Source organism: Cryobacterium sp. TMT3-29-2 (assembly GCF_004564305.1).
Classification (GTDB): Bacteria; Actinomycetota; Actinomycetes; order Actinomycetales; family Microbacteriaceae; genus Cryobacterium; species Cryobacterium sinapicolor.
The window spans coordinates 41,285-56,293 of sequence record NZ_SOGK01000095.1 but is presented as its reverse complement, the minus strand read 5'-3'; the positions used below and the strand labels follow the sequence as shown (position 1 = coordinate 56,293).

Here is a 15,009-nt window from a genome sequence, read left to right as displayed (position 1 = left end):
AGTGCCCCCGCGATTCTACCGGTAAGCGCTTGGTAGGCTTAGTCGGTGAAGATCCGCGAACTCTCCATCCCCGATTCCTACGAAATCACTCCGAAGCAGTTCGGAGACGACCGGGGAGTCTTCCTCGAGTGGTATCGCTTCGACCGTCTCGAGGAGACGATCGGGCACAGCCTCAAGATCGCCCAGGCCAACACGTCGGTGTCCAAGCGCGGTTCCGTGCGCGGCATCCACTTCGCCGATATCCCACCCAGCCAGGCCAAGTACGTCACCGCGACGCACGGCGCCGTGCTTGACTACGTGATCGACATCCGGGTCGGCTCGCCGACCTTCGGCCAGTGGGACAGCGTCCTACTTGACGACATGGATCGCCGAGCGATCTACATCGCCGAGGGTCTCGGCCACTGTTTCGTGGCACTCACCGACGATGCCACGGTCAGCTACCTCGTCACCGCGCCCTTCAACCCGGGACGCGAACACGGCATCAACCCGCTTGACTCGGACATCGGCCTGGTCTTCCCGCCCGAGGCCGGCGAGCTTCTCCTGTCCCCGAAGGACACGGATGCCCCGAGCCTGACTGAAGCCGCCGCCAGCGGTCAGCTGCCCACCTGGGCCGACGCTCGGGCGTTCTACACCTCCCTAAACGAAGGAAAGTAACAATGCGCGGAATCATCCTCGCCGGCGGTTCCGGCACCCGACTGTGGCCCATCACCAAGGCCATCTCCAAGCAGCTGATGCCCATCTACGACAAGCCGATGATCTACTACCCTCTGTCGACGCTGATGATGGCGGACATAAACGAGATCCTGATCATCACCACGCCCGAGTACAACGACCAGTTCCGGGCGCTGCTCGGCGACGGGTCTCACCTCGGCCTCAGGATCGAGTACGCCTCGCAGCCGTCGCCGGACGGCCTCGCCCAGGCGTTCATCATCGGCGAGGAATTCATCGGGGACCAAAGCGTCGCTCTCGTGCTCGGCGACAACATCTTCCACGGCGCCGGCCTGGGATCGGCCCTGCGCGGCAACGCCGACCTGGTGGGAGCCCGGATCTTCGCCTACCACGTGAGCAACCCCAACGCCTATGGGGTGGTGGAGTTCGACGGCAGCATGACCGCGCTGTCGATCGAGGAGAAGCCGACGAAGCCGAAGAGCAACTACGCGGTTCCCGGCCTCTACTTCTACGACAATTCGGTCGTCGAGATCGCGAAGACCATCGAGCCCAGTGCGCGCGGCGAACTCGAGATCAGCACCGTCAACGAGCGCTACCTCGCCCAGGGCAACCTGCACGTTCAGGTTCTCGACCGCGGCACGGCGTGGCTCGACACCGGCACGTTCGAGTCGATGATGCAGGCGTCCGAGTACGTGCGCGTGATCGAAGACCGCCAGGGCTTCAAGGTCGGCTGCATCGAGGAGATCGCCTGGCGGGCCGGCTGGATCTCAAATTCCGACCTCGAGGCGCTGGCGGAGCCGCTCCAGAAAAGCGGATACGGGCGTTATCTGACCGGGCTCATCGCCGCGAACGACTGATTAGCCGAGCCGGCCGGTGCGGGCCAAGACGTGGGCCCGCACCGTCAAGCCGAGCTTCAGCACCCAGCGAACCGGAGCCAGATAGGGAGCAGAGTATTTCTTCTCGAGGTATCGGTACGCGCTGTCATGGTGGGCGCGCACCATCTTGCCGGACTCGGTGCTGGTCGAGTGCGCACCGGTGTGAACGACCGATGCTTCGGGCGTGTAGACGTTCTTCCACCCTGCCTTTCCCAGCCGGTAGCCCAGATCGACGTCTTCGAAGTACATGAAGAACCCCTCGTCGAAACCGTTCAGCTCCTCGAACGCGGTGCGACGAACGAGGAGGCAGGAACCGGACAGCCAGCCAACCGGGCGGCGCACGTCGGAACCCTCGCTCTCGGCACGATACGACCGACTCCACGGGTTGGCTGGCCAGATGCGTGCGAAGAGCGCGTGCCCCACTCCGTTTCGGAGCGAGGGAAGCTCTCGTCCGGACGGATACGTGGTGCCGTCGGCGTTGAGCACTCTCGGTCCGACCGAGCCGACGAGAGGATCGGCCGCAAGCTCTGCGAGCAGCGCGCTGGTTGCGCCATGGCCGAGCTCGACGTCCGGATTCGAGATCAGGATCGAGGTGACGTGTCTCGGCAGAGACGCGATCGCTGCGTTGATGGCACCGCCATAGCCTCGATTCTCACCCAGTGGCAGAAGGCGTGCACCTTGCAACTGGACAATGAGACTTATGGCCTCGAGGTCTGATGAGTGATTGTCGGCCACGATCACGGTGAGCTGGTGGTCTTCGCTGGTGCGCACCGAGTCGAGGAATTTCGGCAGGTGGGAACTCGAATTGTAGGTGACTGTGACCACAACCGTGGATTCGAGGGGAGTGCTAGACATCAGGGTCAAGCATACCCAGTGCCGTGTTGCCCCGGGTCGCCGCGTCCGACAGGCGGGTTCCGACCCGGCCCGGGCCGGTTGATAGAGTGATCCAGACATGTCTATACCTACTAATACCGATCCGATGCCGACCCACAAGGGGATCTCTGTGTTCCACCGGAGTATGCGCATCATCCGCGAGCAGGGTCCTCGAGTTTTTGTAGGAAAGGCGCTGCACATCGCCCTTCGTCCAGCGCGAGTTCTGCGTGCGGAGGGCGCGCGTGTATTCATCGTGCGGAGCCTGACGAAGGCCAGCTCGGTGATCGCGCGACACGAGGCCATCATGCTCGTCGCGAATGAGGATGCGGCGGAGCTGGATTGGACCCAGTCCCCGCACTGGCGAGTCTCGCCGACCGTGGTCGACGAAGGCCCAGTAGACATCGCCTGGATCATGTCGCCTCCCGGGCTCGAGAGCGGGGGGCACCAGAACCTGTTCCGGTTCATCGACATCGCCGAGAAAGCCGGGCACCGCTGCTCGATCTATCTCTACACGACGAGTGCCGCCGCCGTGAGCATCCCCGACATCCGCGCGATGCTGAAGTCTGCCGGGGCATACCCGGAAGTAGCGGCCCGCATCACGATGTACGACCGCGAGCAGGGCGTTGACGCAAGCACCCAGGCCCTCTTCGCCACCGGATGGGAGACGGCCTACCCTGCCTATCTTGACAAGTCCGATGCTCGCCGGTTCTATTTCGTGCAGGACTATGAGGCAAGCTTCTACCCGCTTGGCACCGAGTCCCTGCTGGCTGGCAACACCTACAAATTCGGCTTTCACGGCATCACCGCCGGTGGGTGGCTGGCCCACAAGCTCGCCACCGAATATGGCATGACCACGGACCATTTCGATTTCGCAGTGGACAAGACTCACTACAGCGTCACAAACGTCGGACGTCGCAACGAGGTCTTCTTCTACGCTAGGCCCGTCACGCCGCGCCGCGCGTTCGAATTCGGGTTGCTCGCCCTGGCTGAGTTCGCCAGGCTCAAACCCGAGGTGCGCATCAACCTCGCCGGCTGGGACGTGTCCAACTGGAATATCCCGTTTGAGTACACGAACCTCTCGAGCCTCGACATCTCCGAACTCAACGCCGTGTACAACCGCTGCGCCGCGGGTCTCGTGATGTCGCTGTCCAATATGTCCCTGTTGCCGTTGGAACTGCTCTCGAGCGGTGTCACTCCGGTCGTCAACGATGGCCCGAACAACCGGATGGTCTCGGACAACCCCTTCATCGAATACGTGCCGGCCTCGCCACTGGCCATCGCGCGCAAAATGGCCGAAGTATTCGACCACCCCGATGCGGTCGCACGATCGATCGCCATGTCGGAGTCGGTAGCTCAGGTCAACTGGTCGGATTCCGGCGTGCAATTCCTCGCGGCGTTCGAAGGGGCTATGCGTGGCTAATACAGTCGTTATCGGCGCCAACGGCTTCATCGGATCCCATCTTGTAGATTCACTCGCCGCTGCCGGGCATACCGTCACCGCCTTCGACCGGTTCAGTTCCCTGAAACCGACATTTACGGCCCCGGGCGTGCGGGTGCAGCAGGGGGAGTTCCTCAGCCGCTCCGATCTCGAAGGCGCCGTTAGCGGTCAAGATTACGTCTTCCACTTCCTTTCGACCACGAGCCCAGCGACCGCCGAGAGCGATCCGACCCTGGACATCCGCACCAATGTCGCCCAGACGGTTGAGCTGCTCGAGTCGGCCGCGACTTCGGGGATCAAACGGTTCTACTTCGCCTCGACCGGCGGTGCCATCTACGGACCGCAGTGCAAGGCAGAGTACTCGGAGATCGACCGGGCACTGCCGATTTCCCCGTACGGGATCGGCAAGCTGTCGATCGAGCACTACCTGCACTACTTCAAGGCCAAACATGGACTCGAGTCCACTGCCTTGCGCATTTCAAACCCCTACGGAACGCGCCAGAAGCCCAACAAGAAGCAGGGCCTGATCCCGATCGCACTCCGACAGATTTCCTTGGGGCGACCGGTGATCCGGCTGGGCAACGGGTCGATGGTGCGCGACTACGTCTATGTGGAGGATCTTGTTCGGATGGTGACGCCTATGGTGGGCGTGGACACCGAATTCGACCTTTACAATTTGGGCAGCGGCATCGGCTATTCGGTGTCCGACATCATCAACTCACTGCGCCGCGTGACCGGCATCGACTTCACCGTTGAGGAACGACCGGCCCCGCCCACGTTCGTCGACCGCGTCGTTCTCGACACCGAACGCTACCGCTCGGAGTTCGGTACGGCGAATATGACCGAGCTCGACGAAGGCGTCAGGCTGACCTATGAAGAGATCCGAGACCACCCGAATGACTGATGAGAACGCTGTAACCCCGACCCGTGCGACGGTCGCGATCCTCACCTACAACGGTGAGGCCTACCTCGAACGCATCCTGACGGAAGTCCTGGGCCAGGAGCTGGACGGCGCGTTCGAGGTGCTCGTGATCGATTCAGGATCGACGGATTCAACCCTCGACATCGTGCGCCGATTCTCCTCGGTGCGCCTGCACGAGATCCCGAACTCGGAGTTCGGCCACGGAAAGACCCGTAACCTCGCCGCCCAGCTGGCGACCGGCGAGTTCGTGGCGTATCTGACCCACGATGCCATCCCCGCCTCCCGCCAGTGGCTGCGCGAGTTGCTCGAACCGTTCCGGCTCGATAAGCGCATTGTCGCCGTGATGGGCAAGCAGATTCCCCGCTCCGGTTGTTTCCCCTTGCTCAAGTACGAGATCCAGGGTGTCTTCGCGGGCTTCGGACCGGATTGGGGCACGTCCGTGTTTTACAAGGATGCGTTCGTGCAGAGTGAGGGTGTGCTGAACGCCATCAGTTTCTACTCTGACGTCAATTCGGCCGCGCGGCGAGACTTCCTGCTCAACACCATCCCGTACCGCGATGTGCGCTACGCAGAGGACCAACTCTTCGGCAAGGACCTAATCGAGGCCGGCTATCGCAAGGCGTACGCAGGTCGAGCGGCGGTCGAGCACTCGAACGACCTCACCCTGGCCGAGTACGGCAAGCGGATCTTCGACGAGACCATCGGTCTGCGCCAGATCGGTTTCCCGATCCCACCCATGACGGGGCGAGCGCAACTTCGCCTCACCATGCGGGGTATCGCCGGCGACACGCTGCGCATTCTCCGAGACCCCGACTTCAGCTGGAAGCGCCGGTTCTTCTGGCTCGCCATGAACCCCCCCTACCAGGTGCGGAAGTGGACGAGCTACCGAGCGTCGACCCTGACGGATCTCACGGATCAGGCGGCCCTCGACTCGGGATCGCTGGAGACTGCACGCAAAATCTGAGTGCCTCTGCTCAGCACTGACCCCGCAACTTCCAAGGATATGAAATGCAGCTAAAAGGGTCGAAGATCCTGATCACCCAGGCGCACCTGCTTCGTTACATGGGCGCCGAGATCGTGACCCTGGAACTCGCAGAGTACCTCGCCGGGCAGGGCGTGGAAGTCGTCATCGCAACCCACTCCTTCGGTTACCCGATCCGTGAGGAGTTCGACCGGATCGAGGGCGTCACGGTCTTCGAGCTGTGGGATGTCGCACTCGCTGCGAACCTGGAGGCACGGCTTCCTGACCTCGCGTGGATTCAGCACTCCATCATCCCAGTGGTCGTGCTGGAACACGCCAACGAGATCCTGTTCGTGTTCCACCACATGTCATCGATTCTCCCGGCTGAGTTCACGATGGCTGCGGCCTTGGAATCGTCCTTGGCCACGGCCGTCCTGTTCGAGTCGCCGCGATCGTTGGAAATCCATCGCGGGACGGGGGTCTACGAGGATGTGGAGCCCGATCGTCTCCAGGTGATGGGCAATGCGGCGCCGGCCCGATTCGGCGAGGTGTCACCGACTCCGAGTGCTGAGCGGCGAATCACGGTGGTCTCCAACCACATCCCACCCGAACTCGTCGCTGCCTTCGGTGGACTCCGGGAACACTTCGTCCTGGACGTGATCGGTTCCCAGACCGAGCTGGGAGCCGCTCCGCGGCGGGTAACGCCGGACACCCTGGCCGGCACGGACGCGATCATCTCCATCGGCAAGACGGTGCAGTACTCGATCGTCGCCGGAGTCCCCGTGTACTGCTACGACCATTTCGGCGGACCGGGTTGGATCAGCCGGGCGAACATTGAGGAAGCGCGCTGGCAGAATTTCTCGGGCAGAGGAACCGGAACGAAGAGCACTTCGGAGATCGTCGCAGAGATCTCCGAAGGTATCGACGACGCGGTCGCGGAGGCGGCCTTGGTGCGTCGTGACTGGACGCGCGTCTACCTTCTGCCGGAACGGCTCGACGACCTGCTGGAGTTCGCCTCAGATCGGCGCAGGGCGATCGGCGACCTTACCCGTCAGCAGATTCAGGCGCACGAAAACGTTCAGGCCGCTTTCGGCTCGTATGTGCGCGAGTGGATCCGAATGCAGGCGCTCTCCGACGAGCTCAAGGACGCGTCAGCCGAACTCAACGCCACCATCGTCGAGCTGGAGACGGACATCCTGGAGCAGGAAGACAGGCTCACCTCGATGAACGAGACTCTGGACGAGCTCTATTCGAGTCGGCTCTATCGCACCCTGAACGGAATCCGGCACAGTTGGGTGAACCGGACCTTGCGGAAACTGCGTACGGTGCGTCGCGGCTTCTAGGAGAGGCCGGCGGCCCGGGCGGCTTCGATCCGTCGGATACTGGATTCGACGTCCAAACGGATCGCACCCCGGCCTACTCCGTAGTCCGCGACCTCGAACGTGGCGGCCGGGTTCACGACCTGGATCGTCGCCCCGGCCTCGTAGGCCATGCCGACGCTGACCGAGTACGACCCACCCCCGAGGTTGTGGTTCTTGAACGTCACGTTCAGCGCGTAGGTACCAGGCTCCAGCGGAAGCGTCTCGCCAAGTTCACGCGTTGTCATCCGAAAGACCACGTTGCCGACCGCGGTCTCCAGGGCGACGCCGATCAGCCAGGGGTCGATGGTTTCGAGAACCTCGTACTGCACGCTCACGTGGATGTCGGCGCGCGGAGCAATAATTCCCGCGTTGTCCTGCTCCGATGCGGTCACGCTTACCTGCGGAACGGCGACGACGTGGTGCTCGGGCCGGCCTTCGGCCTCAAGCTTCTCTTCATGCCTGACCTGCTCGTCGGAGAAACTGCCTCGGAGCACGCGCAGTGCCTGTGCCGGATCGCCGTCGTGGAGCATTTCCCCGTGCTCGAGCACGACGACCCTGTCGCAGAGTGCGCCAACCTGCTCGGCGGAGTGGCTCACCAACACGATCGTGCGGCCTTCGGCCTGGAACTGAGCGATCTTTGCCATGCACTTGCGCTGGAACGGTTCGTCTCCAACAGCAAGAACCTCATCGACGAGGAGCAGGTCAGGGTCAACGTGGACGGCGACCGCGAACGCCAGCCGCACGTACATGCCCGAACTGTAGAACTTCACCTGGGTGTCGATAAACTCCTCGATGCCGGAGAAGTCTACGATTTCGTCGAAGTACCCGTCGGTTTCGCTGCGGCTGAGGCCGAGGATGGCCGAATTGAGATAGACGTTCTCCCGGCCGGTGAGGTCCGGGTGGAAACCCGCGCCCAGCTCGAGAAGAGCGGCCATCCGGCCGCGACGGCTGACATGGCCGGTCGTGGGCTGGATGATCCCACCGACGACCTTCAGTAGGGTGCTCTTGCCTGAACCGTTGTGTCCGACAAGTCCCACGGTCGTGCCGGTTGCGATGTCGAGGGAGATGTCCTTGAGCGCCCAGAAGTCGTCCTGGTGCTTGCGCGCCCGGGTGAAGTTGAGGATGCGCTCCTTGATGGACTTGTCTTTGTGCATGACGAATCTCTTCGAAACGTCTTCCACGTGGATGATTGTCGGCGTGCTCATCGGGTCACAGCTCCTGTGCGAAATTGCCTTGAATGCGTGAGAAGATGCGCTGGCCGATCCAGAGGATCACGATGCTGATGCCCAAGGCGATCCAGAGCCGGATGGCCAGGTCGTCCGGCCAGTTCTGTGACGTGGACTCGGTGGTGCCGGCTACCCAGAACGCACGCTGCATCCCGAGCACGGCGACGGTGATCGGGTTTGCCAGATACAACTGTTCGAGCCAGTTTCCCTGCAGCTTGTCGTGCACGAACGAGAATGAGTACACAATCGGCGAAGCCCAGAAGAGGACCATGATAGCCACCTCTACGAGGTGCTGGACGTCACGCAAGTAGACGTTCAGGCCGGCGAGGAGGATGCCCAGACCTGTGGCGAAGAAAATGAGTACAGCCAGGGAGAGGGGTGCGTACAGCAGATTGAAGTCCATGGGAATCTGGCCAGCCACGATGGTGGCCAGAATTAGGATGATGAGTTGCACGCCGAAGTTGAAAAGGGCACCACCGACGCTTGCGAGCGGGAAGATCTCCCGCGGCAAGTAGATCTTCTTGATCAGGCCGGCATTGTTGGTGATGGAGGTCGTTCCGCCCTGGACGATCTCGACGAACAGCCCCCAGGTGGTGAGTCCCACGAAGACGAAAATAGCGAAGCTGGGAATGCTGCGGGCCAAGCCCAGAATCTCGCCGATGGCGAAGTAGTAGATGAGAAGCTGGGCGAGCGGACGTACCAAGCTCCAGACAATGCCGAGCGAGCTGTCTTTGTACCGCGCCTTGAGCTCGCGTCTCACGAGGAGGGACGTCAACTCGCGGCTGGCCCAGACATCCTTGATCGAGGTCCAGGTGCCGGTGACGAAGCGTGTCGACTGCCCGACCGGCTTGAGGTCTTCCATGGCAACTCGCTGTTCGCGATCGCGGGCTTGTGCCAATGACATGAACAACTCTCGATTGTGGGGGGATGGGCGAGGACGAGTCTAGGCGAAATCGTGTCGTGTTGCAGGCTCCGCATTGCCTGTGAGTCGATAGCCTTGAGGTCTGCTTACCTCCAGGGGAGTGGTGTAGGAGACGAGGGCCCGAATCTCTCGCTGCTGGGATCGCCTGGCCAACCCGGCGTCATGCCGACCAAGATGGAGATCCTGTGAGATTCAAACGCCTGACTGGGCTGACGCTGGCGGTGGCCCTCGCGGGCGCACTTTTTGTATCAGTCGCTCCGCCGCCAGCCGCCCAGGCTGCTGATGCTTCCTTCTTTGATCCGGCCTACATCATCAGCGACAACCTGTTCTTCGACGGGGCCGCCATGAGCGCGTCCCAGGTTCAGCAATTCCTCAATGAGAGGGTGCCGACGTGCCGTATCGGCTACGTCTGTCTGAAGGACTATCGACAGGACACGCCAACTCGCGCCGCGGTCTCCAACGACTGTGACGCTTATCAGGGCCAAGCCAATGAGTCGGCCGCGCAGATCATTGCCAAGGTGGGCCTTGCCTGTGGCATCAGTCAGAAAGCCATGATCGTTCTGCTCGAAAAGGAGCAGGGAATAGTCACTGACGATTGGCCGTCGGCGCGTCAGTACCGCAGTGCCACCGGCTACGGATGCCCGGACACGGCCGACTGTGATACGTCGTACTACGGCTTCTTCAACCAGGTCTACGCCGCTGCGCTGCAATTTCAGTACTACGCCAACAATCCGACCCGGTGGCGTCACGCACCGGATCGCTGGAACGCAGTGTGGTACCACCCGAATAGCTCTTGCGGAAGCAGTTCGGTATACATCAGGAATCAGGCCACGGCCGGACTCTACAACTACACGCCATACCAGCCCAACCAGGCGGGCCTCTCCAATCTCTACGGGTCCGGCGACACCTGCAGCTCCTACGGTAACCGTAATTTCTGGCGCATGTACTCGGACTGGTTCGGCTCCCCGATCGAAGGGCCCGAGACGTACATCGAACGGGCCTACCAACGGGCGGGCGGTTCAGGCGGCTACCTGGGCGCACCGACAACGAAGGTCACCAAGTACACGGCAAACGGCGGCGGGTACGTTCGCGGCTACGTGAACGGCGCCATCGCTTGGTCCACCGGTACCACCGCGTACGTCCTCACGGGCGCCATCCGCACCGCATATGGCCTGGCGGGGGGCATCACCGGGACACTCGGATGGCCGACATCCGACCCGAACAGCATCGCGGCAAACGGCGGCGGCACAGTCCAGGGTTTCCAGAAGGGGGCCATCGTGTCCTCCAAGGCCGGGTCTTGGGTCTTGTCCGGGGAGATCAGGAGCCAGCTGGCGCGAGCCGGCGGAGTCACCGGCGATCCCGGGTGGGCGACCGCCGCCCAGACCTGCGATGGTGCGGGTCTGTGCACGCAGCCCTTCACGGGCGGCACGTTCTTTGCCTCGCCCGCCGCGGGCGGCAGCTTCGTTCCGACCGCACTGCTGGGGGCCTACACGGCTGCCGGAGGCCCGGCGGGAAGCCTCGGGCTGCCGACGACTGCGCCATCGACCTTGACCGTCAACGGTGGCGGGCGCGTGCAGGGATTCGCCAAGGGTGCCATCGCCTGGTCCTCGAGCGGCGGGGCGCACGTACTCTCCGGGTCCATTCGGGACTATTACGGCACCGTCGGGGGAATCGGCGGATCCGCTGGCTGGCCGACGTCGGACCAGCTCTGCGGAGCAGCCGACTGCTCCCAGTCGTTCCAGGGTGCCAAACTCTATTGGACGACGGCGGGTCAGGGGGCGTACGTAGACGCACGGTTGGCGGGCGCTTACGACAAGCTGGGTGGCACGAGCGGGTCGACTGGGTCGCTAGGCCTTCCGACCTCCGGTGTCGTTGCCCTGTCCGCCAATGGCGGCGGTGTGGTTGAGGCATTCCAGAACGGGGCGATCGCCTGGTCCCCGAACGGTGGGGCGCACGCTCTCACCGGGGACATCCGCACCGCGTTCAATCTGGCCGGCGGCATCGATGGAATGCTGGGATGGCCCACGGGGGATCAGGTCTGTGGCGATGCCACGCGGTGCTCACAGACGTTCGTGGGCGGCACGCTGTATTGGTCGTCAACCCAAGGGGCCTCGATCGTTGGGACCGCCATCAACGGTGCCTATACGACGGCCGGTGGAACCACGGGGGTCCTGGGCTGGCCCACCAGTGGCGAGATCTTCGTCGCCGCGAACGGGGGAGGATCGGTGCAGACCTTCGAGAAGGGAGCCATCGCCGCGTCGAAGCAGTTCGGCGCGTATGCCCTTCGAGGCGAGATGCGCACGTACTACAACACCCTCGGAGGCCTGGGCGGCACACTCGGATGGCCCAAGTCAGAGATGACTTGCAACGCGGCCTCGGTGTGCACTCAGACGTTCTTTGGCGGCGTTCTCACCTGGACACCTGGAACCGGGGGTACACGGGGCTGACCTCAATCACGATCCCGTAGTTTTCGTAGAACTGGCCCCATGCCTACAGCGCACGGGGCCAGTTCTTTCTGCAACTGGGGTTTTAGGCCAGCAACGGGGCACTTACGAGAACGTAGGCGTAAAGGGCGACCGAGTAGGCCACGAGGATGCCGACGGCCCAGCGGTTCCGAATTGTGAGACCGGCCAGCAGCAGGAACGACCCCACGATCGAGGCCCCGTACCGAGGCGGAAGCGGAAAGTAGTTGCCGGTCGTCACATGGATCATAATTGCGAGCATGGGCGCGAAGAACAAAGCGGCCATAGTAACGGACACCACGATCGGGGTGAGTTTCGATCCCTTGCGCAGGGTCCAAAACGCCCCCAGGACCCCGGCAACACAGATCCACGTGAGCGGTGCAACCACGAAGCCCGGAATTGCGTAGGCGAGGTCGGTCGAGCCCGTGACATTGACGTTGGAGACGATCGCGCTGGGAAGGAATGTCGCGACTTGGGAGACGAGCTCCTCAGGTGTGAGTGGAATGCCGATCGCCTGATCGACGGGGATTCCGACCGCTTCCGCTGAGCGGAAGGCCAGCCAAGCCAGCTGGGCGGTCACCGATGCGCCGAGCGCGAGGACGGCGAAGAAGAGCAATCCAAGCGATGACCGGTTCCGCTGATACGGTCTGCGAGTCTTCCAACCGGCCCAGTGTGTTTCTTTCCGCTCCAGCAGCCACAGTATGAGCAGGTACAGAGCAGCGAGGCAGACGCCGAGAACATTCGTCACTTTGAAGAGCACCGCTGCCGTTGAGATCACCGCCAGCCACCACCCGGACCATTGGCCCCGGCCGATCTTCACCGCCGTCAGGAGGAGGAGGATGCCGAAGGCGAGGGAGGGAGCGTCCGTGCTGATATAGGTATAGGTCCACCAGGCGAACGGCGATGCGATCAGGGCCAACCCGAGCCCGAGGATGACCGGGCGCCGGATGCGCCATTGCCGAAGTAGGAGGTGCAGAAGCACGGAGGCCAGCCCGAGCCAGAGCGCCCCCGTGACCCGCCATGACGAGAGTTGATTGATGCCCGTGACCGTGTGGACGGCGTCTCCGACCACGCGCGTCACCGCGAAGTAGGCTGGAGTGTACGCATCGGCCGACGTGACGCCCTTGTATGGGAACACCGACAGGTCTGCGACGCTGCTGCCGCACGCCGGGCCCATCGGGCCGTACGGCGTGACGCCGTCGCAGGACATGATGACGAGGGCTTCCTTGCCGATCTTCTCGCCCTCGTGCACGATGCCCTGTACGGGAAGTTTGAACAGGTAGTCGACATAGACCCATTCGTCAACAGGGGAGAGAGCCGGTCCGTGGTTCGCGGTTACGACGGCTGACATCCCGAACGAGGCAATGACCAGAACGACCGGTACCCAGAGGGCGATGAAGAGGCGCCTCCATCGCGACTGGTATTTTGCGGCGGCTGTGACGGTTTGCTCGTGTGACACGGTCATATCAATCTCTTGGAGGCGACCCGGATTCCGTCGAGAATACCGGCGGCCCCGATAGCTGGAAGACGGATGGGGCGTTAACGGGTGCGCGCGCCGTCGAATGGGCCGCATACCATGGGTACTTCGACCTTAGTCGTGAGCGCAGATAATCCCCGGCAAAGGGGTGCAACGAACAGAAGGATGGATAGTACCGTGAGCCCAGTCGGCGAATCCTTCGAACCGATCACCGTGGTGATCCCCGTCTACAGCGGAGTCGAGCCTGGCCATCTGCGCAGGGCCCTCGGGAGTATGCAGGATCAAACTCTCCCTGCCGACGAAATCCTGATCGTGGAGGACGGGCCTTTGGGCCCGGGCCTTGACGCGGTCGTGGCCGAACTCGGCGGGGTCGACTCCCGGGTGCGCCGAATCTCGCTGGCGCAGAATCGGGGCGTGGCCTACGCGATGCAGGCGGGCATTGAAGCGGCGAGAAACCGCTGGGTCGCCCGGATGGACGCCGATGACGTCTCCCTGCCCAACCGGCTGGAAATGCAGGCGCAGGCCGCATCCGGTGGGCACTATGCGGCGATCGGCGCCGCCATGCTGGAATTCGAGGGCGACGAGGAGAACATCGTCGGACTGCGGGTGATGCCGCTCACGGAAGAACGAATCCGGCGATACGTTCTGACCAACAGCCCGATCAACAATCCGACGCTCTTCCTGGACCGGGACGCAGCCCTGGCGGTCGGCGGCGTGCGTCATGTCCCCAATATGGAGGACTATGACCTGTTTGCCCGGCTGGCTGCCGGGGGCTATCCGATGCTGAATCTCGCTGAACCACTACTCCTGTTCCGGGCTGACCCGGCCATGTTCAAGCGTCGGTCCGCCCGCGGGATGTTCGCCGCGGAGGTGCAGATGCAGCGCAACCTGCGCTCGTACGGTCTGATCAGAACGCCCCGAATGTACGTGAACCTGCTTGTCCGAAGTGCGTTCAGAGCACTTCCGCAACGCGCCTTGAGGTTCGCCTACGCGCTGTTGTTCCGGGTCCGTCCCGCAGGGAGCAAGGGCCTAGGCTCGAAAGAGAATGGGAAAGGCACAGCCAAGTCCGATGGATTATGAAGCAGATGATATGACTAGGGACGTTAGTCCGATGGATCCGGCGATGAGCGACGCGGACCGGATAATCGCGGAAAAGACGTGGCTCGTCATTCCGCTCTTCAATGAAGCAGCCGTGGTGGGAGACGTCATCCGTTACGCCCGGGAGACGTTCCCCCACGTCGTTTGCGTGGATGACGGCAGCACCGACGACTCGGCCCAGGCGGCGCGCCGCGCTGGTGCCCACGTCGTGCACCACCCCATCAACCTAGGTCAGGGTGCGTCGCTGCAAACCGGACTTCGATACGCACTCACCGACCCGGGGGCCGAGTATTTCGTGACCTTCGACTCCGACGGGCAGCACCGGGTAGAGGACGCTCTGGACATGGTCAGGCGCCTGGCGACGGAGCCGCTGGACATCGTGGTGGGGTCGCGCTTCCTCGACGACCGCACGAAACCCGGCGCGATCAAACGGCTGGTCCTCAAGGCCGCCGTCGTCTTCCAGAACGTCACATCAGGTGTGCGCCTCACGGATGCGCACAACGGACTTCGTGCCCTGTCTCGCCAGGCGGCGAGTTCGATTCGAGTGACCCAGAACCGGATGGCCCACGCCTCCGAGATCGTCAACGAAATCGGGCGGTTGAAGCTCCGTTACGCCGAGCAGCCGGTGCACATCATCTATACGGATTACTCGAGGTCGAAGGGCCAGTCCGTCTGGAACTCCGTCAACATTGTCAGCGACCTCATCTTCAAATGATCGGACTGCG

13 protein-coding genes are annotated in these 15,009 nt (G+C 62.8%); 9 read left to right on the top strand and 4 right to left on the bottom strand.

The window, feature by feature from the left end; all coding sequences use genetic code 11:
• Window positions 1-45 precede the first annotated feature (45 nt).
• Window positions 46-654: a dTDP-4-dehydrorhamnose 3,5-epimerase family protein gene (locus tag E3O67_RS10975; RefSeq protein ID WP_134429419.1), complete on the top strand. Its 609-nt coding sequence runs from the start codon at window positions 46-48 to the stop codon at window positions 652-654.
• Window positions 655-656: 2 nt separating this feature from the next.
• The gene (rfbA, locus tag E3O67_RS10970) at window positions 657-1,526 is read left to right on the top strand and encodes a glucose-1-phosphate thymidylyltransferase RfbA (RefSeq protein WP_134429417.1); all 870 of its coding nucleotides are present in this window, start codon (window positions 657-659) and stop codon (window positions 1,524-1,526) included.
• Here the strand turns inward: rfbA and E3O67_RS10965 are convergent, their stop codons facing one another.
• Window positions 1,527-2,399 carry a glycosyltransferase family 2 protein gene (locus E3O67_RS10965; protein ID WP_135102705.1) on the bottom strand — a complete coding sequence of 291 codons (873 nt, stop codon included), beginning with the start codon at window positions 2,397-2,399 and terminating at the stop codon, window positions 1,527-1,529.
• Window positions 2,400-2,496: 97 nt separating this feature from the next.
• Here E3O67_RS10965 and E3O67_RS10960 point away from each other — a divergent pair, with 97 nt between their 5' ends.
• Genes E3O67_RS10960 through E3O67_RS10945 form a run of 4 tightly spaced genes read left to right on the top strand, consistent with a single transcriptional unit; the run spans window position 2,497 to window position 7,081 of the window.
• Entirely contained in the window at window positions 2,497-3,837 is a 1,341-nt protein-coding gene (locus E3O67_RS10960; protein WP_135102704.1) for a glycosyltransferase family 1 protein, read from the top strand.
• Complete coding sequence (locus tag E3O67_RS10955; protein ID WP_135102703.1) at window positions 3,830-4,759, top strand: NAD-dependent epimerase/dehydratase family protein; 930 nt, start codon at window positions 3,830-3,832, stop codon at window positions 4,757-4,759. The genes E3O67_RS10960 and E3O67_RS10955 overlap by 8 nt, the downstream gene beginning before the upstream one ends.
• The gene (locus E3O67_RS10950) at window positions 4,752-5,741 is read left to right on the top strand and encodes a glycosyltransferase family 2 protein (RefSeq protein WP_135102702.1); all 990 of its coding nucleotides are present in this window, start codon (window positions 4,752-4,754) and stop codon (window positions 5,739-5,741) included. Before E3O67_RS10955 ends, E3O67_RS10950 begins: the two co-directional genes overlap by 8 nt.
• A gap of 44 nt (window positions 5,742-5,785) precedes the next feature.
• On the top strand, window positions 5,786-7,081 hold the full coding sequence (locus E3O67_RS10945) for a glycosyltransferase family 4 protein (protein ID WP_134429407.1): 1,296 nt from the start codon (window positions 5,786-5,788) through the stop codon (window positions 7,079-7,081).
• Here the strand turns inward: E3O67_RS10945 and E3O67_RS10940 are convergent.
• Window positions 7,078-8,304, bottom strand: a complete 1,227-nt coding sequence (locus tag E3O67_RS10940; RefSeq protein WP_134429405.1) for an ABC transporter ATP-binding protein — start codon at window positions 8,302-8,304, stop codon at window positions 7,078-7,080. The genes E3O67_RS10945 and E3O67_RS10940 overlap by 4 nt on opposite strands.
• Before the next feature lie 4 nt (window positions 8,305-8,308).
• Window positions 8,309-9,229, bottom strand: a complete 921-nt coding sequence (locus E3O67_RS10935; RefSeq protein WP_134429403.1) for an ABC transporter permease — start codon at window positions 9,227-9,229, stop codon at window positions 8,309-8,311.
• A 239-nt stretch (window positions 9,230-9,468) separates the two neighbouring features.
• Between E3O67_RS10935 and E3O67_RS10930 the strand changes: the two genes are divergently transcribed.
• Window positions 9,469-11,694, top strand: coding sequence for a hypothetical protein (locus E3O67_RS10930; RefSeq protein WP_135102701.1), 2,226 nt, complete (start codon window positions 9,469-9,471; stop codon window positions 11,692-11,694).
• Between the two features lie 82 nt (window positions 11,695-11,776).
• Here the strand turns inward: E3O67_RS10930 and E3O67_RS10925 are convergent, their stop codons facing one another.
• Window positions 11,777-13,174 carry a hypothetical protein gene (locus E3O67_RS10925; RefSeq protein WP_134429399.1) on the bottom strand — a complete coding sequence of 466 codons (1,398 nt, stop codon included), beginning with the start codon at window positions 13,172-13,174 and terminating at the stop codon, window positions 11,777-11,779.
• A gap of 132 nt (window positions 13,175-13,306) precedes the next feature.
• On the opposite strand from E3O67_RS10925, the gene E3O67_RS10920 reads away from it, so the two are divergent.
• Together E3O67_RS10920 and E3O67_RS10915 are read left to right on the top strand one after the other, a co-directional pair.
• On the top strand, window positions 13,307-14,266 hold the full coding sequence (locus tag E3O67_RS10920; protein WP_167726592.1) for a glycosyltransferase: 960 nt from the start codon (window positions 13,307-13,309) through the stop codon (window positions 14,264-14,266).
• 43 nt (window positions 14,267-14,309) lie between these two features.
• Window positions 14,310-14,999 carry a glycosyltransferase family 2 protein gene (locus E3O67_RS10915; protein ID WP_241979220.1) on the top strand — a complete coding sequence of 230 codons (690 nt, stop codon included), beginning with the start codon at window positions 14,310-14,312 and terminating at the stop codon, window positions 14,997-14,999.
• The last annotated feature ends 10 nt before the right edge of the window (window positions 15,000-15,009 follow it).